Consider the following 22,320-nt stretch of genomic DNA (forward strand, 5'->3'; position numbering starts at 1 on the left):
TAAGTATAAAAGCTATATTAAATAGCCCAGCCTCCTGCGTAGAAAATGACTAAGACGATTGCGATAAGTACCGTACCGACATTCAGCTTTTTCCATTCACCTGAGATAACACGACCAATAACCAGCGCGCTAAAGCCAAGCATAATACCTGTAACGATATTGCCCGTTAACACGATGAATACTGCGCACATTAAGCCAGATAAGGCATCAACAGAATCGTTCATGTCTAACTTGCTTACATTGCTAAGCATTAATAAACCCACATACATCAATGCAGGGGCTGTTGCGTAAGCGGGAACAAGGTAACTAACAGGTGACAAGAACAACATCAGTACAAACAGTAAGCCAACGACTGTCGCCGTTAATCCTGTTTTACCACCAGCAGCCGTACCAGCAGCAGATTCAATGTATACTGCAGCAGGTGCACCACCCACGCAACCAGCAACAACACTACTGACTGAGTCTGCCGTTAATGCTTTGCCGCCATTGATAATCTGACCGTCTTTATCAAGTAAGTTTGCTTGACCCGCAACAGCTCGAATAGTCCCTGTTGCATCAAAAATTGCGGTCATCACCAAGGCTAAAACACTTGGAATAACAATAGGGTTTAATGCACCCATTATATCCATGGTGCCCAGTAGTGATTCACCTTCAGCGCCAAACGATGGCATAGCAAAAAGCCCTTGATACACAACATTCGGATCAAAAATAATACCAAATACTGAAATCGCTACGATCACTAAAAGAATACCACCCGGTACACGGCGTTTTTCTAGGCCAAATATAGCCGCAAGACCAAACACGGACATAAGCACAGGTAACGAGGTAAATTCACCTAGCATTACCGGTAAACCTTCATACGGATTTTTAACCACTAAACCCACACCATTTGCGGCAATTAGCAGTAAAAACAGACCTATACCAATACCCGTACCGTGTGCGATACCATGTGGTAAGTTCGTTAAAATCCACTGTCTTACCCCCGTTACAGTAATAGCGGTAAACACCACACCCATAAGGAATACTGCACCCAACGCAACAGGAATACTGATGCCCTGCCCTAATACCAAGCTAAATGCTGTAAAAGCAGTTAACGAGATGGCACAGCCGATTGCCATTGGTAGTTTTGCCCATAAGCCCATTAATAATGAACCAAATGCAGCAACCAAACAGGTCGCTATAAATACTGCACCTTGGTTAAACCCAGCCGCCCCAAGCATGCTCGGTACTACAATAACGGAGTAAACCATCGCTAAAAACGTCGTTAACCCGGCTACCATTTCTGTTTTTACGGTACTACCACGCTCTGTAATATAGAAGTAGCCATCAAGCCCTCCTTTTATTTCAGGTTTTGCTTCTGGGTTTTCCGTTTTGTTAAGATCAGTGTCTTTTGTTGATTGTCCTGTATGTATTGCACTGTGATCAGACATGATGTTAGTTCCTTTGATTTGTCGTCAGGAGCAAAAGCGATAAAAATCGAACCGAGATTCTAGAAACTCACCATTGATATTTCAATGATCAATTCTAGAAACTCAAATTTAGACACCCAGTTCTATAAAATCAGTTGAAGTATCAAAGGTCGATCTTTGTTGTTACCTTTGCAGCCTATAGGTTCGTTGAGCTTCCTCTCAACAATGTTCAATTTTATTTTTAATTCGGTATCAAACTTAATTAGCCACGTTCATACACTAAGCGCCCATCAACATAGGTACGATAAATACTACGATCATCGCCTAATGTCATTAAGACAAATAATTCATCAGCAAGGCTTTTTGAGCTGTCGTAACGTAGCTGTTGTAATGGTGTGGCACAAGGATCGATCACAACAAAATCAGCTTCTTTTCCTACTTCAAAGTTGCCAATTAGGTGATCGAGAGAGAGCGACTTTGCCCCGCCTAATGTCGCAAGATAGAACGCTTCAAATGCCGATAAACGGTGTTGTTGCAGCTGCATCACCTTGTAAGCTTCATTCAATGTTTGCATCATATTAAACGTGGTTCCGGCACCGATGTCTGTACCCATACCCACTTTGATTTTACGCTGCCATGCTTCTTGTAATTTGAATAAGCCACTGCCCAAATACAGATTTGATGTAGGGCAAAAAGCAATAGCAGAATCAGTCTCTTGCAAGCAATCCCACTCTTTATCTTCAAGGTGAATACAGTGAGCGAAAACACTTTTTGAGCCAGTTAAACCATGATGATGATACACATCAAGGTAACCGTCTTGCTCTGGGTATAATTCTTTTACCCATTCAATTTCATTTTTGTTTTCACACAAATGCGTGTGTACATAAGTATCGGGATATTCTTGTTTCAATTTACCTGCCATCGCAAGTTGCTCTGGCGATGAAGTGGGCGCAAAACGAGGAGTAATGGCGTATAACGAACGACCGCGTTTATGCCACTTTTCAATTAATTCTTTGGTTTGGTTATAACTCGTTTCGGGTGTATCTAATAGATAATCAGGGGCATTACGATCCATCATTACTTTACCAGCAATGATCCGCATATTGATGCCTTCAGCCGCTTCAAATAATGCATCAACAGATTCAGGGTGTACCGTACCAAATACCAATGCGGTCGTTGTACCATTGCGTAATAACTGCTTGAGGAAGAACGCCGACATTTCACGTGAATAGTCTTTATCTTTATAACGCGCTTCTGTCGGGAAGGTATAATTATTTAACCACTCTAAAAGCTGTTCACCGTAAGCCCCCACCATTTCTGCTTGTGGATAGTGAATATGTGTATCGACAAATCCAGGCATCACAATCTTGCCTGGGTAACTACGAATACGCACTGAATCAGGTATTTTATCTTTACCTTCTTCCCAGGTTCCCACCCATTCGATTCGACCATTATCAACTAGCATTAATCCGTCTTCGATAAAACGCAGGTGTTGTTCGATATCTTCCGGCTTATCTACGACACACGCTATATCTAAAATAGATGCACGAATCGCTTTAATTGATTGGCTATATTCCATATAAACCTCTAATAATTGTCTTTACGCTTTCGTCGTCTTTCAGCTGCTGATAAAAAACGTGTAGGGTTAACCAGCAACGCGACGTAACGCTTTATTTTTAAATATTCAATTTTTATAAACGATTACTTTCATAAATGGCTGCTTTTATAAACCGTTGCTCTTATAAACAACAGTTTTTATAAACAACGACTATTTCGTACTTTCTAGCTGCTCTTTTTGTTCAAGCGCTATCTCTTCCTTCAGTGCTTTGTCGCAAGCTTCACATTCTTTAATTTGTTCTTTTAATGCTTCACGTTTTTCTTGTGCACTTTCTGCTTCATCTTCACGATTTATACCTAAGAACGCATTCATACCTAACGCAACTAACGAACCGGTGGTAATACCAGAGCCTAAAATTACACGGAATGAATCAGGTAAATAAGTAAGCACTTCAGGACGAACAGTTACCGCCATTCCCGATGCAACACCCACAGCAATAATCAGCATGTTTCGTTTAGTAAAACTGATACGAGAAAGAATGCCAATACCCGATGAAATGATCATCGCGAACATGACTAAGCCAGCGCCACCTAATACTGGAGAAGGAATAGTGACAACAATACCGCCTAACTTTGGAAATAAGCCCGCTATCAACATAATGACGCCCGTTACCGCCACAACATGACGACTCGCGACCCCAGTGATAGAAACAATACCAACGTTCTGGCTGAATGATGAGAATGGCGTTGCACCAAATAAAGAGGCTAATGCACTGCCCAAACCGTCACATAAAATTCCTCTAGAAAGCTTTTTACCGGTTAATTTTGTATGGGTAGCGTCACTTAAGGCAAGAAAGTCGCCTGTTGATTCCATAATAGTGACTAAATACGCTATCGACATACCGATAATGCCGCTAACCGTAAACGTTAAACCAAATGGTAATAACTTCGGTAATGCAAAGAACTCTGCATTCTTCACCGGTGAGAAATCAACGATTCCCATGAAAATAGCAGTGATGTAGCCGACAGCCATACCTATTACAATTGCTGCCGCAGAGATAATACCTTTACCTAATTGGGATAAAACAATCACCACCACTAAGACTAATAAGCCCAGCAATAAATTGTTTATCTGACCATATTCTTCTTGTCCTACAAAACCGCCAGCAAACCAATCGACTGAAACGGGTAATATGGTTAAACCAATTAAGACCACTACCGTACCAGATACAACGGGTGGAAATAGCTTTCGAATTTGTGGCATAAATCGGCTGCCTACAATCATGACGACCGAGCCAACAAGGGATGCACCAAAAATACCGGCGATGCCTGCATCTAATCCGACAGAAATCGAAATAGCCACAAAAGTAAAACTTGTGCCCATGACGACAGGTAAACGAATACCAACAGGACCAATACCTTTGCACTGAATAATGGTAACGACACCCGATACCATCAATGCAGCATTAACCAAAGTTACCATTTGATCTGTCGGTAAGCCTATGGCACTTCCAACGACAAGTGGTACTGCAATAATTGCTCCCATCGCCGCAAGCATATGTTGTAACGCCAATAAAATTGACGCTCCGACTGGTGGTTTGTCTTCTACGTTATAAAACAGTTTCATCTCAATACCATCCGTTAATGACTTCCCTGAACGAGTATGGAATCGATAACCTAACCTGAATGACACCAAGGGCCTTACACTTAGCGTGACTATCACGATTGCTATTACTAACCGCTAATCACAAGTGTTGCCTTACCCCAATAATTGCGATCAAATAATTTCGTAATCACTTAATCTATTGGCCAAGCTATGACAGCTCACTCGTAAACTAAAAAAGTGGTCATTTCCCCATCCCCAGAAAAATGACCACTTCAATATTACTTAGAGCTTATTCAAACCTTTTAGCACTTTCTCTGGCGTGAAGTGCCAGTCTCTTAACCACACACCACAAGCATCATGTATTGCCGATGCAATGGCTGGTGCTGCACCATTTACCCCAATCTCCGAGATTGATTTCGCACCATAAGGCCCAACAGGATCATCACTAGGTACGAGTACCGCTTTGAACTCTGTTGGAATATCACCAATCATTGGTGCGCCATAGCTTTTTAAGTCACGGGTTAGCGGAATACCGTTATCATCATAGACAAGTTCTTCCGTCATACTGTGCCCGATAGCGCGCATGCTGGCGCCGTAAATTTGTCCCAATGCTAAATCAGGGTTAACGGGCGTACCGCAATCTAATAAAGCATGGAATTTATCAAGCTTAATTTCACCTGTGCGGGTATTAACTGATACTTCAGCAAAGTTTGCACCATAAGGGAAAGCAAATTCAGACGTTGTGAAACAGCCCGTCGCTAATAGTTGTCCCCATCCTGTGCCACTTTCTGCTTTGTGGGCAATGTCGAAGAAGCTGACTTCACCGGTTTTTCCTTTCACAAGACCCGGCTCCACAACATCGACATCTTCCACTGGCTCTGCCAGCATTTCAGCGCCACATTTTAATATTTTTTCTCGCATAGCTTCGGCTGCACGTTTTGCCGCATTACCTGAGAAACATGTACCCGATGAGGCGTATGCACCCTTATCAAACGGGGCATGGTCAGTATCGCCAGAATGAATAGTGATTTCATCCATAGGACAACGCAACACTTCGGCCGTCAGTTTACTGACAACGGTATCAAGACCAGTGCCAATGTCGGCACCACCTGAGTGAACAATAAAGGTCCCATCAGATGCCATCTTAATACTACAGTTAGCTTGGTCGATATCGGGAATACCCGATTTTTGCTGGATAATCGCAGCACCACGGCCGACCTTCCAATCACCTTTCGCTGGTTTAGCAGAATCCCACTCGATCAACTTTCGACCTTCACGTAAGATTTCTTTCAGTGCACAGCTATGTACTGTCGGGGCACACGTTGGCATTTTACCTTCGCCAATCGCCGCCAATATTTTCAGTTCTTGCCCTTCAACTACACGGTTTGTCTCAATCATGTCGAGGTGGTCAATGCCCAGCTCTTCGGCTAACTCGGCCATTGCCATTGTTAAAGCAAAGTTACCTTTTGGCGCACCATAACCTTGATAAGCACCCGTTGGACAAATATTGGAATAGTACGTTGTCACACGGAAATCGACATTATCACAAGGATACAGAGGTAAAGATAACGCAGGGCCATTACTCGGCACGGTTAAAGCGTGGTTACCATAAGGCCCCGTATTTGCACGGAATTCCATATCAATGGCAGTCAGTTTACCGTCTTTCGTTGCGCCTAATTTAACGGTTACTTTGGCAACGTGGCGGGTAGAGTTACAAATAAATTCTTCTTCACGAGTATGATGGAAATACACAGGACGGCCGGTTGTCCAAGTTGCCCATGCACACACATCTTCTAACAAGATGTCTTGCTTAGAGCCATAACCACCACCCACACGCTCTTTCACGATGTGTACTTTATTTTGCTTAATGCCCAATATTTTTGCTACCTGACGACGCACATGCCATGGCACTTGCGTAGAATCATGCATAACGAGGCGTTCGCCATCCATGTAGCTATAACAAATATGGGTTTCTACGGGTAACTGCTGAACCTGTTTTGATTCGTAAGTACGCTCGATGATCACATCAGCTTCTTCAAAGCCTTTGTTCAAATCACCAATATGTCCGCGTACACTGGCTGCAATATTCTTACGAGGAAAACAGCCAATCGGGAAGTTAACGATCAGCTTACCTTCACGAGGATCTGCGTTGGCATTTTGAGCTTCTAAATCATCAGGGGCACCGACACCATACTCGATAGGTTCATTGTGAATAATTGGCGCTTCTTCTGCCCTTGCTTCATCAATGGTCATAACAGGTTTTAGAACATCAAACTCAACATCAATCAGTGTTAATGCATGCTCGGCAATTGCAGGGCTTTCAGCCACAACAGCGGCAACCCTATCACCAACATGACGCATTTTCTGACCAAACATACGACGATCAAGCGGTGACGGCTCAGGCGCACTTTGTCCACCTGGTGTATAAGGAATATCAGGGCAATTTAAATGAGTAATAACCGATACCACACCCGGTAATGCCTCGGCTTTACTGACATCTAAATGAGTGATCCACGCGTGTGGATGCGGGCTACGTAATACTTTAATAACACATGCATTAGCAGGAATTCTGTCTTCGACATAACAAGGTTTAGCTTGCACCATTTTAGCCGAATCAATCTTAGGGCAGTTTTTACCTACGATGGTTAGATCATCACGAAATTCGGGTGCAAAACTCTGTTTATGCTCAGGATCTTTCAAGCGTTTTACTGCTAATTCAACCACTTCGTAAAACTGCTGATAACCTGCATCTCGGCTAAATAAACCAGATAATGCATCGTCTATTTCTGCACGGTTTGGTTGGGTATTCGTTTCAAGCAATTGCGTAAGGATCAATGCCAACGCAGGATCGTTATACCCCGATTGCACTACGCCTACATCAATCATGGCTTGTTGCACTAGGCTTAATTGGTTCCACTGTCCTAGTGATTCTGCTGTTTGTACTTCCTTGCCTTCAAGCTGTGCTGCCACTAATAGCGAAGCATTCTTTAACACCCCATCAAGCAAAATAACGTCTGAGCCAGCAAAACCAAAACCATCATCACTATTACGCACAGAGTGATACCCCATACCATGCAATAGTGTTTGTACGTTTTCACCCAATTTACATTCTAGCGTTTGCGGTCGACCATTTAAGGTAAATGTAATCGTCATGATTAAGCCTCCTGAGCAAGATGCTGACATTCAGCAAGTAAATCGGTAACCACAACGCCGGCGATATAACGTTTGTATTCCACGCCGCCGCAAAGGTTCGCGACCGGATGAACGGCATCTGCCACGGCTTGCTCTAATAACTCACCTTTTAAGTCTTGCGTTTCAACATCACGTAATCGAACAGGAACGGCATAACCATGATGAAATGGCGACACACCGTCTAAGGCGATAATTTTATTTCCTTGCTGATCAACAGAAACAGCGGCAGTCACAACCGCAAGCCCTGCAGCCGAACGTGTAATGTTGTAACCGATACACATCAAATTTACGTTTGGAATAATGACTTCTATGATTAGTTCACGTTGCTCACTATTGATATAATCTTCAATATCCATCTGACTGGCGTTAGCGAGAATAACCGTTGCCTTTAATGCCATTAAACTTGGCACTAACAACGCTTCTGATTGGAATGCCGCAATTTCACCACCAATTGTCGCTTGATTACGAATATGGCGAGAATAGATGAATGCCGCTGCTTGTTTTAATGCCACAGGCGTTAGCTCGTTATCAATCAAACTTTGAATATGACACATTGCGCCGATATGAAGGGCTTCACCCTGTAGTTCGATTTTATCCAGCGCTAGCTTATCAAGAGAAATAGCCACTGTTTTGTCGGTTTTAGTTGGCGTAGCATTGAGTTTTGTACCACCAGCAAACCATGCTGCAACACCAGTATGTTGCTTCATGAGTTCAAGAGCTTGGATGGTCGACTCTGGCTGTAAATAATGTTCAATCATTGTTCTTACCTTTTTTGAATTCTACTTCTATTTGATAGTCATCAGGCATGTCTCTAAGACGAGAGAATGAGTGATTGTTAATATCTATAGATTCAAAAAGGCAACTATTAAGCCAACCTTATTAAAGTGTTAGATAAGCGACTAGATTCGTGAGCACCGTCAGAATTTGGGGTAAAAATGAGAACTGCATCAATAGAAATGCTTTGATTTAGAAAAGAAATAGCGCGCTTAAAATAGCGCTAGATAAGAGCGTTTCTCACTCTACCTTAACTATCTATCAAAATAATAAGTCCCCTATCAATTTGATAGCTGATAGTAATAAATAATGAGAGATCTCAGCTTAAGCTGGCTATATCTGCTATAACGATATTTTTCGTGACGACACTTAAGGTGATTATGCTAGTCTTGGCACGGATAATTTTTAGATGAAGGCTTATTTGAAAGTGGATACGTTTACTAACGTTATTAATTTTTTCTCTGATTTAGGAGTTCCAAATCAAGTCATTGAATCACACATATCCCAATTAAAACCTATAAACCTAAGTACTGGCGAGACATTACTCGCACAAGGTTCAGAACAACGTTATGGGTATTTTATTACGTCAGGTATTTTGAGAGCCTGCCACTTTAATGAAAGAGGTAGCGAACGCTGCAAAGAGTTTTATTTTTCGGGTGAGCTCTGTTTTTTATATTCAAGCTGGTTACAGGGAATATCGGCTCAATACCAAATTGAAGCCATAAATGAGACTAAAGTAATAAGAGTACCCTTACATATTTTATCTTTACCAGAATATTTACCAGCAAAGGTTTCTCTATTACAACAACAGCTTATATTTAAAGAACAAAAAGAGGCCTTACTTTTACTCAATACTCCCGAACAACGTTATCAGCATCTTGTGCAATATTGGCCACACTGGGTTAAGAAGCTTAACAATATTCAAATAGCCAGCTATATCGGCATTAGTCCTGTTAGTCTATCTCGGTTAAAAACAAGAATTAAGGACTGAATTAACTTAAGTTAATTCCTCTCACAGTATTCACCGTCATAATAATCACTCTATTTTCATTGTTAAACAAAACTTAGAGTGAGGACGTTCATGTCAACATTTGTTTGGTCACAACTTTTAATTGCCATTGCTATCGTGTTCGATCTTGCATCATTTCAATTTAAACAAAGGCAAAAAATTGTCTGTTGTTTATGTTTTTCAGGAGTATTAATTAGTGCCCATTTTATCTTACTTGAACAATGGACTGCTGCGGGTTTAATGCTGCTGGCAAGCATACGCTATTTTTCCAGTATTTTTACGACGTCTAAAATGTTGATGTCATTCTTTTTAATTTGCGCTTTAGCCATCACATCTTCGACCTTCACTGGCTTACTTAGCCTTTTAAGTTTTAGCGGCACAGTACTCCAAACGTCAGCTTCATTTTGCCAAAGCGATCAACGCCTACGGCAATTAATGATCGTTGGAACGACAATTTGGCTAGTACACAATTACCTTGCAGGATCGCCAACGGCTGTGATTATGGAACTACTGTTTATCGGCAGTAACATAGTCGGCTATTACCGATATTATGGGATAAACCTAAGGAGACATGCTCAAGGATAATAGTAAATGTACCGGTGAAACAGTTCATACCAGTTACCACTATTTTTGCTATTCTGCATAGAAACATCCTCTAAAATAAGAGTGAATAGCCACATGGAATACAAACTTGAGATCTACCGTAAAGCCATACAAGCGATTTGCTTAGGTAAGAAAAAAGTCGAAATTAGAACCAATAATTCTTACGAATCTATTCAGTATGACCAGCTTAAGATTGGGGATACGATTCATTTTCAGATCATTGCAGGTCCCCCATTCGTTGGGCTTGAGGTTGTTGAACCAGACGCTTTGAAAGTAAGGGTTGTTGCTGTTCGCCATTATCCAGATGCAAGAGCCCTGCTTGAACAAGAAGGTCTCGACGTACTTTCAACATTATGCAATACCATAGAAGATGGCGTTGTCTTGTTGAACAGCTTTCACGAATACCAAGCAATGATCCCAGTGCACGGTATTTATGCTATTGAAATCACCTTCTAATAACCCTTTAATAATAGCCACAGACGTAAAACAATACTTGGAACGTTTAAGCTTTCATCAAATAAAAAATCGGCCTCAAGCATTCGCTTGAGACCGATTAAATTGTTGTCATCATCGTTCAAATAGAACTAAATGAATGACCTTAAGCTGTTTTAGTCAGCTTTTTATGGTTCGTATATAACGCAAGCTCGCTGTTTAAGCCTTTCACTAAGCTAACGCACATTAATAATAACACAAAGGTGAATGGCAAGGCTGTTGCAACCACACCAGACTGTAACGCCTGAAGTGCTTCTTTACCGCCGATCCAAAGCATAACACCAGCGATAGCACCCTCGACTGTCGCCCAGAAAATTCGCTGTGGAACCGGCGCATCTACCTTACCACCAGAAGTAATGCTATCGATAACCAATGAACCTGAATCAGATGACGTAATAAAGAAAATCAATATCAATATAATCGACAGTACTGAAATTGCGGAACCATATGGTAGTGCATCGTAAACATGGAATAAGGTAAGTGAGATATCATTCATACCATTAATACCCAATTCACCGACTTTATTAACCACTTGATCAATCGCTATACCACCAAAAGTAGCCATCCAAATAATCGTTACCAATGTCGGGATAAAGATCACAGCAAGTAAGAACTCACGCACTGTTCGACCTTTAGAGATACGCGCAATAAACATACCTACAAATGGTGACCATGAAATCCACCACGCCCAATAGAACACAGTCCAGCCGTGCATCCATGTTGTGTCTTCACGACCATAAGGATTACTTAAACCAATGATATTTTCTGCATAAGCTATAAATGTATCTGGAATCGACAGCTTCACAACATCAAAACCAACGTAACCAACAAACAGCAACAGAGCAAATGCAAATAGCATATTGATATTACTCAGTACTTTTACGCCACCATCAATACCGCGAATTACCGAGATAACCGCGATCATGGTAACGAATGCAATAACGATAAGCTGCATACCAATGCCGCCATCAGTACCGAAGACATGGTTAATACCGCTAGTCGCTTGCTGCGCACCTAAACCAAGCGATGTCGCCAAACCAAATAAGGTCGCGAGTACCGCCATAATATCGATCACATGCCCTAACCAACCCCACGCTCTATCACCAAAGATTGGATAGAACACTGAGCGAATAGATAATGGCAAGCCCTTATTATAAGCAAAAAATGCCAGTGATAACGCTACTATTGCATAAATAGCCCAACCATGGATGCCCCAATGGAAGATAGTTGACCCCATTGCCAGTGCTTTGGCTTCTGGCGTATACGGTTCTACGTTAAAGGGTGTGCCCCACCAATCCGTAAAGTAAGCAACCGGTTCTGCTACCCCCCAGAATAGAAGACCAATCCCCATGCCGGCAGCAAATAGCATTGCTAACCATGAAGCTGTTGAGTGCTCAGCCTTAGCTTCTTTGCCACCAATACGAATTTTACCGAACGGCGACAACAACAGCACCAAAGAGAAGATCACGAAAAAGTTTGTTGACCACATAAAGAACGTGTCAAAACCATTAATGATACTGTTCTTAAGACCATTTAGCGCTTCTTTCGCTGTATTTGGATCGACGATCATAAGAGTTGTGAGGAATAAGAGGATAAACCCTGCGCTAATACCAAATACAGGGTTATGAATATCAAAACCCCACTTTTGAATGTTATCTTGACCCACCTGATAGTCGGTCGTATCAATACTGTATTTCTTTACTGTACTATCCATAAATGATACTCAAACGTTCTGTCCGTATATTTTTTTGTTCAAAAAGTAGAAACAAAAATGGTCCACAAAAACCAAGATAATTAGACCACTAAATAAAAAATCCGCGAAATATTAACAATATCGATATAAAAGTTCAATAGGGCTCGGTTTTGTTGGGCTTTTATACTACCAAGGTGGTGGTTTTACTCACTCATTTATTATGTACACTAAACATTAGTCATCATACTAATTTACCCTGAAATACCCGAGACATATGGATTTCAAATAGGGTGTTCTAGAAGGGAAGAGTCGACAAAAAAAGGAATTGATACGGAGAAGAAAAAATATACCCAAGCTATCTCAAAATGCAGGGTTCAGCGAACACTTGAGGTAACTTGGGTATAGAAGTTAGAGGCTTTGAGTGGCTAGCTCCTGAGTAGTATAAGAAGACCAACCAACGGGTTATTAGCGATTAATCAGAATGATAGATATCACTCAATTATCACTTTTTAACTATAGATATTGTTCACAAATAATCGCTAATTCAGACGGTTCTCGAATGATGTAATCAGGTTTAACAGACCAGTCTTCTGGCGCAGCCCCACTGTATGCAGCTGCCACAGAAATAACTGTCAATTTTTTACCAAAGGCCGATTGCACATTACGAGCAAACTGTACATCAGCTTCATGATCGCCGATATACATCACTGTTTTATTCTCTGTGCTATCAAATAATTGCTCTAGACAAATTAAACCACCATCAGCGGCAGGTTTCTGTGCATTACCTTGTACATCGTCATAGCCGATAACTGATTTGAAAAAAGAATCAATTTTCGCCTCAGATAAAACATTGCGTATATTCTTTGAAGCATTCTGCGAGCAAATACCATGCGGAATAGAAGACAAGCGTCGCACCACATCATCTATCCCCGTAAACAATTTAACTGGCGTAGTATTACTTAACTGATGTTCAGCCCATAACGTACCCGCTACCTGCATTTCTGATTCCGTCATGCCGTAGTAATTTACATAGAGTTCTTGCCAGTTTTTAGCCGCATGATTTGCGTGATGATATGCCGCTTCACTGAGTAGGTATTTGGGCAGGTTATCGCCAATTAAACGAGGCGCAACAATGGATAAAATACTTTTGGTAATCTCTATATTTTTAGGAACAGAGTTAACAATTGTTCCATCATAATCCCACAAGACAGCATCTAACTTCATTATTCCTCTCATATTCATATATTGCTAACAGCTAAAAATATATCTGATTCATTCAACAGAATCAGATTTAAAACGTCCATACACAGAAACAATGAGTTGATTATTTTGCGGCAGAATTTATCCTATTGTTACCTGCATATTAACCCCAACGTCTCTGACAAAATCTTTATCATGACTCACCAAAATGAACCCTCCTTTAAAGCCTTTTAGTGCGGTTGCTAGCATCTGTTTTGAGTCGATATCTAAATGATTATCTGGTTCATCAAGCAGTAACAAGGGCGCATCATCAACATGGCTCACCATGAGCATCGATAATTTCATTTTTTCGCCACCACTTAAATGTGCCACTTTGCGGTAAACGGAATCTCGCCTAAAACCAATACCTGCTAATAAGATTCTAGCGTCGCTTTCAATGAGCCCTCTGCAATGGTGCATTAAGCTGTCTAGCATCGAATCATCACATTTCAACAAGCCAAAATTTTGATCCAAATACACCATGTTTGTATACCGTTTAATCACCCCAAAATAACTCGAGTGTTGCTGTTGAATTGCTTTTAGTAACGTAGACTTTCCACATCCATTCGCACCATCGAGGTAGCAGCGATCCGTCTGAGATAAAGAAAAAGAGAATAGACTCCCTACACCATAATGTAACTGGCAATTTTGGACGTCTAATAGCTTTCGTTTCTTTACTTGCGCTGCTTGCTGTAAATACAACGCTTGGGGTTTCAATGCCTCTTTATGAACACCTAAGCTATGCAGTTTGTCTTGATTACGGTCTACTTGATTTTGCTGATTAGTTACCTGTGCTGATTGGGTTCGTCCCGCTTTGTCTTTCATCGCGTCCATTAAGATCTTTGGCTGGCTACCCGATTTTCTTAGGCGGTTGCCTTGAGCTTCACGTTGTTGTGCCTTTTCTTTGTTGGCTTGGGTTTGACGCTCTATCTTTTTTTGTTCTGCTTTCAATTGCACTATTTTTCTATCTAATGCTGCTGACTGAGTCGTCACCAGCTCTTGATATACATCGTAATTTCCGCTGAAAAACGTTAGTCCTAAACCTGTTAGCTGATAAATAGCATCGACATGTTTTAGCAAGCTTCTATCATGGCTAACCAAGAGTATTTGCCCTTCGAATTGTTGTAATCGATTAATGAGCCAACGCTTACCGGCAGAATCTAAATGATTAGACGGTTCATCAAGCAGTAATATTTCAGCATTAGATTCGAACAGTTTATACAACTGCAAAAGGGCTAATTGACCACCGCTTAACGTATGGCAATACGTATTCAATTCCAACTCAATGCGCAATGTCTTTAACACTTGCTGTAATCGAATTTCTATATCCCAATCATCGCCAATTACATCAAAATATTCTTGCTTACAGTCTCCCAGCTCAATGGATCGAAGTGCCAGCAATTTATCGGTAACGCCTAAATAATCAGAGATACGGGTATTACCATCCAGTAGTTCAGAAGGTAATTGAGAGTAATAAGCAACCTGGCCTTGGCAAGTTACAGAACCCTGAGTTGGTGAAAGCTTACTCAATAACAATGAGAGAAAAACAGATTTCCCTACCCCATTACGACCCACCAACCCTGTAATACCATTAGGTAGGGTGAAATTTAAGTTGTGAAATAGCCACTCCCCAGTATCGAGTTGGAATGACAATTGATGTGTGATTAATGCAGGCATAAGAATACCTCCCCTTACGAACGAAATGTAAAAGGGGTCTAAGCCGTTACTTAGGTGTGATTGCCGCAAGAAGAAGCAAGATATAACTGTACTGTGACAAAGTAACGCCCACTAACCCCGAGTGTCCAAATAATGAATAGTCATTGGATGTCGGTAAGTTAGTTGTTCATTATGGCGTTAGCTCCGATAGATATGATGCTGGAATTATAATCAAGACGATGGCTATTTTTCAACTACCTTGATCACAATCCCAATAACAGACAAGTCACCATTAAATCAATTATTCATAAGGTATAATTAATGGGTAATTAGTGTATAACAAGTAACATAGGTACACCTAGGAGGGGTTATGAGTGTTGTATTTGGATTCATTATTTTGGCTATCATTGCCGCCTTAATCAAAAAGAAGACAGGCCTAACTTTAACTAAGTTCTTTGAGCAAAAAATTCAAAACTATTACAAAAAGAATGAAGATAAAGAAAATCATTAAACCGTGGCTTTGTCTTTTTAAACAAAACCCCATTAATAAAGGCATTTTATGATTGTAATTACAGGCGCAAGTAGCGGTTTAGGTGCAGCATTAGCACACTTGTACAGCACAGAAGGAAAACCATTACTGATCACAGGGCGAAATGCACAACGCCTTGAAAACGTAGCTGCCAATATGCCAGAAAAAGTACAGGTTAAACAAGCAGACCTCGGTAAAGCCACAGACGTCGAAGCATTATTGGATTCTTTAGAGTGCGCACCAGATACCGTTATTCATTGTGCTGGCAGTGGTTATTTTGGCCCTATCGAACAGCAAGATCCTGAAGCAATCAGCCAGTTAATTCAAAACAACGTGACCTCAACGATTTTCTTATTGCGCGAATTAGTGAAGCGTTACCGTAATCATAAAGTCAATGTCGTCGTTGTGATGTCGACGGCTGCACAAGCAGCTAAAGCTGAAGAATCAACCTATTGCGCTGCAAAATGGGCGGTACGTGGATTAGTAGAATCGGTTCGCCTAGAATTGAAAGGCTGCCCAATGAAACTTATCGCGGTTTACCCTGGTGGAATGGCGACTGACTTCTGGAAAACGAGTGGTAAAGAATTTGATACCTCTTCGTTTATGACAGCAGAAGAAGCCGCACACATGTTGAAGCAAGCGCTTGTGGGTACTGAACACGGCTTTGTTTCAGATATTACGATTAATCGCCATTAAGCTTGTGATCAATTTAATAGGGTCTCTGTTCATTTTAAAATGAACAGAGACCCCATTTATTTCTTACCACAGCCCGTTTCATACCATTCTGAATTTGGTATAAATGGTCAAATATTTGTCTAGGTTGGTATTACCGCGCGATATCGAGAACATTGTCTTTCACACCGTTAATACGGAACCAACCTGCAATACTAAATCGCTGTTTATTGGTGGGTAATACTTCGTGTGGGAACTGTTCAGATAAAAACACAAACAAGCGACCTGATTTAGGTGGAAGTTTAGCGATGACATTATCATCTAAATCATAAACAACCAGCTCGCCACCATCTTCTTCAGTCCAACTGTCATTCATATAAAAAACAGTAGTTAATCGGCGATTTTCATTGCCACGGAAGCAATCAAGGTGCTTCTTATAGAAATCCCCTTTTTCATACTTCGCAAAGTGTGCTTCATACTCAAATAAACCCAGATAGAAATGTTGATTTACCTTGTGGCGAATATCTTCCATTTGGTTAAGAAATGCTTCAACAGGCTCGCCTTGATTGGGTGCTAGCCAATGAATTTTATCACTACGAATTGATTCAATTCGCGTAACGTCCTCGTTACGCCCAATACAAGCTTGTTTCCAATTTTCAGGCAGACATGATTTGAGCTGTTCAACCTGCGTAGCAGACATAAAATCATCCCAGATGTAGTAACCTTTTTCATCTAGTGCATCAATTAGCTTTTGCATCACATTTTCATTATGGATATTTCAATGATGCGCGTTATATGATCATCTGCACTCACCTACAATTCAGATTACTGATGGTTATGATGAACGTTTTTAATCCTAACTTCTGGCTGCCTTTATACACCTCAAAATAAAAGAGGCTATTGCAATAAGCAACAACCTCTTGAAGATAAAACAGACTAGTAATTCACTACTTAGGCAAGTTGAGTTAACCAGCGCTCTAATAAATTCAATGACGCCCTGTGTCGATATTGCGCTGTCGAACGTTGATCATCGATAGGACAAATTACTTTGCTGTAGCCACTCAGTATATTTTCAATAAATAACGGCTCACGTAGCATCTCAACAGGCTGACCAATAATTTTCTGCTCTAAAACAGTACTGCGCACGACAGTTGGACCCACAGCCCCAAACGCGACTCGCCAATCTACCACTTTACCTTGCTCAACTTTTGCTAACCCAGCAACCGACAGTTTAGTTAAAGCATTCGCCGCCCGTGTGCCGACTTTGTGATAAAACGTAACGGGAAGATCTGCCTTAGGAATTATCACATGAGTCAGTACTTCTCCTTGCTGTAAGCTCGTTCTGCCAGGGCCGGTAATAAAGTTGGTTATCGGTATTTCACGTTGACCATGAATCGACGATAGAACAAGCTTCGCATCAAGCAAATACAAAGCAGGTAACGAATCAGCTGCGGGTGAGGCATTACAAATATTACCCGCCATTGTGGCGCGGTTACGCAATGCTGGCGCGGCAATATTAGCGACACTTTGGCGTAGTACATCAGGCACTAGCGGATTAATTTCAATGTCGTGCAAGCTAACACCAGCACCAATACATAGACCAGATTGATACAAACCAGACTGTAAACCAGCCTCTTCACCCAAATCAGGATCTAGTTCAATCGGCGTTATATGTTGTAACTCTTCAATAGCATCCAGAAAAATAACATCGTGTTTAAAATTGGGGGTTATTCCCGGTCGTGCAGTGTGCCTTACCATTAAATCAGTGCCACCTGAAAATAAGGTATGCTCACCCACGGCTAATTTGTCTAATGCCTGTTCTAAAGTATCTGGACGATATACCGTTACCATAATCCTTCCCCTTTAGTGGCCGCAATATTCGCTGCATCGATAATCATTCCGTAACCCGTGCAACGGCAGAGGTTACCTGAAATAGCAGTACGAATTTCTTTTTCGGTTGGGTGCTGTGTCGGATCGCTTCGGCCATTTAATAATGCGTACAACGCCAATACCATTCCTGGCGTACAAAACCCACATTGCACCCCTTTTGCTTCTAACAACGCATCAATCACGCACTGACCTTTAGCGGTTTGCCTTAAGCCTTCGAGCGTCATAATATCTGCGCCTTCCGCTTGTGCGGTGGGCATCATGCAAGCATTTACTAATTGTCCATTAAATAAAACAGAACACGCCCCACACTCACCTTCACCACAACCTTCTTTCGTTGCTGTCTTTTTCAGGTTACCGCGTAATGTATTCAATAATGATTGCATCGGATCTGCATCCACGGAGACACATTCATTATTAAGGAAAAATTCAATTTTCATCTTGTTCTCCTTGATATTCATACTGCGCTCCCTGATTCATTCGCTTTTATAACAACAGCCTTAACAATCGCTTTATTTTCTGCATATAACGCTTCGCATACTTTTTCGGGCGTAACTGGAATAGATGAAAATGGTTTACCAATCGCTAACTCAACGGCAGCGGCAAATGCAGCGGCTCCGCCATTATGAGTTAGTTCACCGCCCCCTTTGGCACCATTAGGACCATATGGGTATGGATTATCCACCAAATCACTTTCAATGGATGGCACATCCAGTGCGGTTGGAATCACATAATCAGCCATGGTTTTCTGAGCAAACACCCCATCGCTAGTCAGTTCCATTTTTTCACAGCTGCCATAGCCAAGAGCTTGCACTAACCCGCCATCAATTTGGCCTTTAAATACCTGAGCATCAATCGCACGCCCAATATCGTATACCGCCCATGCGCCCGTTATTTGTGTTTCACCAGTTGCCATATCGACATCAACTTCCACGACATTCACACCATAGCTAGTCACTTGGTAGGCATTGCCTTGATACGTATTTTGATCCCATACGTGATAGTCAGGCTTTCGATACACTTCTTCTAGCTCTTGATGTTCACCCTCTACCCAGCAAGATTTCAGCTTTTCAGCTGCTTTTTCGAGTAAATAGCCGACAATAACGATCGATCGCGAAGCAACAGTAGGACCAGAATCAGGCACAACACCGGTATCAGGTGTCGCTAAATGCACCGATTCAAGCGATTTGCAGAGACTATCTGCCACAATTTTACAGAAGGTTAAGCTTAACCCCTGACCAATATCAGTGTTCGATGCCAAAATATAAACATTGCCATCAGATTCTTTAACCAAGCGAACTTTAGCGCGTACCAAGGTATCTTCTAAATCCCCCGCAAAGCCACAGCCATGTTGGAAAATAGCCATACCAATCCCTTTACGGGTTGCTGTATTCGGCGCTTGATCCAAATAAGATCGTGTTTTTTGATAATAGTCAGATAAGTCAGTAATACGTGCCATCATTTGATCGAGTACCAGATCACCAAAGATCTTCGCGCCCGTTAATGTAGTCGAATCTGATTGTAAAAAATGACGTTGCTTAAAGGCAGCAGGATCTTGGCCTAATTGCTTTGCAACGTGATTAAGGTGAGTTTCGATGCAGAAACAAGTCTGCGGTGAGCCAAACCCGCGGAATGCACCTGTAGGCACAGTATTGGTTGCCCAAGCATGCCCTTCGACACGTACATTAGGAATATCGTACACATTGGTGACAGTTGTGATCGAACGCTGAAGCACAATGCCAGAAAGGCTAAGGTAAGCACCGGAATTCACATCGAATGTCACGTCCATCGCGACAATGTTTCCATGCTTATCAATACCTGTACGGTAGTGAAATGCGACAGGGTGTCGCTTGGAGGTAAACGCAATATCTTCACTGCGTTCTAATACAATTCGAATCGGTTGCTGCAGCTTTTCTACCGCAACAGCTAACGGACCGGCAAGTACATCAGGGTAATCTTCCTTACCACCAAAGCCGCCCCCCGTTGGGCATTGAATCGCACGCACATGATCATGACCAAGCACAACAGCCATACAGTGATGCACATACCACGGGCATTGCATCGAACCTTCTATAACCACTTTGCCATCTTGTGGGTAACCAACCACACCTTGTGTTTCTAAGTAAATATGTTCTTGATAACCCGTACTGCATGTTTCTTCAATAATGGTAACTGCTTGTGCAAAGCCCTCGTCGATATCACCTTTCGTCAACGCATGGGAATCAAATACATTGTCTGTTGAATGAATGGCGCCATCGATAAGTGCTTTTGATTGTTCAATAGTATAAGCAGGTGTCAGCGGCGAATATTCTACCTTTATTTGTTGCAGTAATTGCTCGATAACATCAGGAACAAGACCAACTAATAAGAAAATCACTTGGCCAACGTAACGTACTTCTTTATCAGCGAATGCTGGCCAATCGATTTCAACAATTGGCAATACATTGTGTCCCGGAACATCTTTGGCACCAAACAAATGGTAGCCTTCAGGTAATTCCGGTACATAAACCGCTTTAATTACGCCTCTAGAACAAGAAGAGCGGAAAAACCGCCCTTCCAATAGTCCTTCGTAATGGCGGTCGGCAATATACTTCGCTTCTCCAGTGGCTTCTGCCAGCTTGAATCTAGTATTAACCGTATCCATAACGGGATCTCACATTAGTCTAATTGATCCATGGTTTTCCATAAACGCTGTGCCACTTTGCTGGCTTCTGCATAAATAGGTGCGATATCAAACGGGAATGCACGATCTTCGTATACGAAGCGCCCTTCCACCATCACGCTGTTCACATTACCCGCATTCATACCAAAAGCGACATGACCTGCAAGGTTATCAGCAACAAATGGCGTTGGGCTGGTGTAATCCAAGATGGTTAAATCAGCCTTATTATCTGCTTCAAGTCGACCGAACTTAGCACCAAAGTTACGGGCTAAAATCTCGTTACCATTCCAGAGGTTCTTCATGAAACTGTCTGGCCATAACGGACCACCAGCATCACGGTGTTTAAAGAACGAGAACTTCAATTCTTCAAGCATATCCGCCCCTATTCCATCTGTGCCTAAAGCGACATTTTTGAAGCGAGTAAGCTTGTTGTTATAGCCCACATTATTGTTCATGTTTGAACGTGCGTTATGCACCAAGAAACCATCTTTCGCATTTAAAATATCGATATCACGATCGGATAAGAACAAGCCGTGTGCTAGCAAGGTCTTCTCATTAATCAGCCCGAAGCTATCTAAACGCTCTACAATATCTTGACCATAATGGTGGTGACTGTGCGTTACATCGTAGCGATCTTCTGCCACATGCACATGAATACCACGCCCTGTCGCTTGCACAGCTTCGGCCATCATGGCTAAGCCGTCGTTAGTTACCGTAAACGGTGCATGAGCACCAATATGGGCTTCGACTAAATACGGTTCAGTGCCTTCTTCTTTTGCACGATCAATCAGCTGAGCAAAAGCGATATTTTCTTCAACACCCGCCATCATCTCTTTCATGCCACCATTGCGATCTGTGGTCTCAAAACAAGTCATGCCGCGAAGACCAGCTTTGATGAAACCTTTACGCATCGTACTGAGTGAACCACCAATGTAATTTGGTGACGCATGATGGTCGATAACCGATGTACAACCACTTTTAATCGCTTCAAGTGAACAAATTAAACCGCTGTAATACACCGCTTCTTCATCTAAGGCGCGATCCATACGCCACCAGAGATTCTTCAGGATCGAGATGAAATCAGGGCTTGGTTGAATATCTGCCATTACACCACGGGCTAACCCTGAGTAGAAATGGTTATGTGAACACACCAAACCTGGCATAACGAGCTTGCCATGCATCTCTTTTACGATGGCATCTGGATATTTCATTGAAAGATTAGCGCCAACTTCTTTAATTGTGCTGCCATCAATCGCAATATCGACGCCTTCTTTAATAAATGCAGGTTCAAATTGCACAGCAGTTGCGTTTTTAAGTAATAACATTCCCTTACTCCTTAC

Annotated in this window: 18 protein-coding genes; 5 read left to right on the forward strand and 13 right to left on the reverse strand. The window is 41.8% G+C overall.

Features of this window, described 5'->3' with window-relative positions; translation table 11 throughout:
• Positions 1-17: 17 nt before the first annotated feature.
• The 5 genes from C9J48_RS00205 to ygfM form a co-directional block, all read right to left on the reverse strand.
• Positions 18-1,430, reverse strand: a complete 1,413-nt coding sequence (locus C9J48_RS00205; RefSeq protein ID WP_006231722.1) for an NCS2 family permease — start codon at positions 1,428-1,430, stop codon at positions 18-20.
• A gap of 241 nt (positions 1,431-1,671) precedes the next feature.
• Positions 1,672-2,988 carry a guanine deaminase gene (guaD, locus tag C9J48_RS00210; RefSeq protein WP_006231721.1) on the reverse strand — a complete coding sequence of 439 codons (1,317 nt, stop codon included), beginning with the start codon at positions 2,986-2,988 and terminating at the stop codon, positions 1,672-1,674.
• A 189-nt stretch (positions 2,989-3,177) separates the two neighbouring features.
• On the reverse strand, positions 3,178-4,593 hold the full coding sequence (locus C9J48_RS00215; RefSeq protein ID WP_006231720.1) for a solute carrier family 23 protein: 1,416 nt from the start codon (positions 4,591-4,593) through the stop codon (positions 3,178-3,180).
• Between the two features lie 261 nt (positions 4,594-4,854).
• Positions 4,855-7,725, reverse strand: a complete 2,871-nt coding sequence (locus tag C9J48_RS00220) for a molybdopterin-dependent oxidoreductase Mo/Fe-S-binding subunit (RefSeq protein ID WP_006231719.1) — start codon at positions 7,723-7,725, stop codon at positions 4,855-4,857.
• 2 nt (positions 7,726-7,727) lie between these two features.
• On the reverse strand, positions 7,728-8,522 hold the full coding sequence (gene ygfM, locus C9J48_RS00225) for a molybdopterin-dependent oxidoreductase FAD-binding subunit (protein ID WP_006231718.1): 795 nt from the start codon (positions 8,520-8,522) through the stop codon (positions 7,728-7,730).
• A 425-nt stretch (positions 8,523-8,947) separates the two neighbouring features.
• Between ygfM and C9J48_RS00230 the strand changes: the two genes are divergently transcribed.
• The 3 genes from C9J48_RS00230 to C9J48_RS00240 all read left to right on the forward strand — a co-directional run bounded on the left by C9J48_RS00230 (position 8,948) and on the right by C9J48_RS00240 (position 10,606).
• Complete coding sequence (locus tag C9J48_RS00230) at positions 8,948-9,529, forward strand: Crp/Fnr family transcriptional regulator (RefSeq protein ID WP_006231717.1); 582 nt, start codon at positions 8,948-8,950, stop codon at positions 9,527-9,529.
• A 90-nt stretch (positions 9,530-9,619) separates the two neighbouring features.
• Positions 9,620-10,132, forward strand: a complete 513-nt coding sequence (locus tag C9J48_RS00235; protein WP_006231716.1) for a YgjV family protein — start codon at positions 9,620-9,622, stop codon at positions 10,130-10,132.
• A gap of 93 nt (positions 10,133-10,225) precedes the next feature.
• On the forward strand, positions 10,226-10,606 hold the full coding sequence (locus C9J48_RS00240) for an ASCH domain-containing protein (RefSeq protein ID WP_006231715.1): 381 nt from the start codon (positions 10,226-10,228) through the stop codon (positions 10,604-10,606).
• Between the two features lie 142 nt (positions 10,607-10,748).
• Here the strand turns inward: C9J48_RS00240 and C9J48_RS00245 are convergent, their stop codons facing one another.
• The 3 genes from C9J48_RS00245 to C9J48_RS00255 form a co-directional block, all read right to left on the reverse strand.
• Complete coding sequence (locus C9J48_RS00245) at positions 10,749-12,356, reverse strand: BCCT family transporter (RefSeq protein WP_006231714.1); 1,608 nt, start codon at positions 12,354-12,356, stop codon at positions 10,749-10,751.
• A gap of 492 nt (positions 12,357-12,848) precedes the next feature.
• Entirely contained in the window at positions 12,849-13,559 is a 711-nt protein-coding gene (locus C9J48_RS00250; RefSeq protein WP_006231713.1) for an HAD family hydrolase, read from the reverse strand.
• A gap of 117 nt (positions 13,560-13,676) precedes the next feature.
• On the reverse strand, positions 13,677-15,251 hold the full coding sequence (locus tag C9J48_RS00255) for an ATP-binding cassette domain-containing protein (protein ID WP_006231712.1): 1,575 nt from the start codon (positions 15,249-15,251) through the stop codon (positions 13,677-13,679).
• 349 nt (positions 15,252-15,600) lie between these two features.
• Here C9J48_RS00255 and C9J48_RS27755 point away from each other — a divergent pair, with 349 nt between their 5' ends.
• Together C9J48_RS27755 and C9J48_RS00260 are read left to right on the forward strand one after the other, a co-directional pair.
• Positions 15,601-15,741: a hypothetical protein gene (locus C9J48_RS27755; RefSeq protein ID WP_006231711.1), complete on the forward strand. Its 141-nt coding sequence runs from the start codon at positions 15,601-15,603 to the stop codon at positions 15,739-15,741.
• Positions 15,742-15,789: 48 nt separating this feature from the next.
• Positions 15,790-16,455, forward strand: coding sequence for an SDR family NAD(P)-dependent oxidoreductase (locus tag C9J48_RS00260; protein ID WP_006231710.1), 666 nt, complete (start codon positions 15,790-15,792; stop codon positions 16,453-16,455).
• 130 nt (positions 16,456-16,585) lie between these two features.
• Here C9J48_RS00260 and C9J48_RS00265 read toward each other — a convergent pair whose 3' ends face one another.
• From C9J48_RS00265 to ssnA, 5 genes are all read right to left on the reverse strand, one after another.
• A complete protein-coding gene (locus C9J48_RS00265) occupies positions 16,586-17,188 on the reverse strand; it encodes a 2OG-Fe(II) oxygenase (protein ID WP_006231709.1) in 603 nt (200 codons plus the stop codon).
• 194 nt (positions 17,189-17,382) lie between these two features.
• The gene (locus tag C9J48_RS00270) at positions 17,383-18,282 is read right to left on the reverse strand and encodes an FAD binding domain-containing protein (RefSeq protein WP_006231708.1); all 900 of its coding nucleotides are present in this window, start codon (positions 18,280-18,282) and stop codon (positions 17,383-17,385) included.
• Positions 18,276-18,758 carry a (2Fe-2S)-binding protein gene (locus C9J48_RS00275; RefSeq protein WP_006231707.1) on the reverse strand — a complete coding sequence of 161 codons (483 nt, stop codon included), beginning with the start codon at positions 18,756-18,758 and terminating at the stop codon, positions 18,276-18,278. The genes C9J48_RS00270 and C9J48_RS00275 overlap by 7 nt, the downstream gene beginning before the upstream one ends.
• Positions 18,759-18,775: 17 nt before the next feature.
• Positions 18,776-20,962, reverse strand: coding sequence for a xanthine dehydrogenase family protein molybdopterin-binding subunit (locus C9J48_RS00280; protein ID WP_006231706.1), 2,187 nt, complete (start codon positions 20,960-20,962; stop codon positions 18,776-18,778).
• A gap of 14 nt (positions 20,963-20,976) precedes the next feature.
• Positions 20,977-22,305: a putative aminohydrolase SsnA gene (gene ssnA, locus C9J48_RS00285; protein WP_006231705.1), complete on the reverse strand. Its 1,329-nt coding sequence runs from the start codon at positions 22,303-22,305 to the stop codon at positions 20,977-20,979.
• Positions 22,306-22,320 lie beyond the last annotated feature (15 nt).

The organism is Photobacterium profundum, from assembly GCF_003026285.1.
Lineage (GTDB): Bacteria > Pseudomonadota > Gammaproteobacteria > Enterobacterales > Vibrionaceae > Photobacterium > Photobacterium profundum.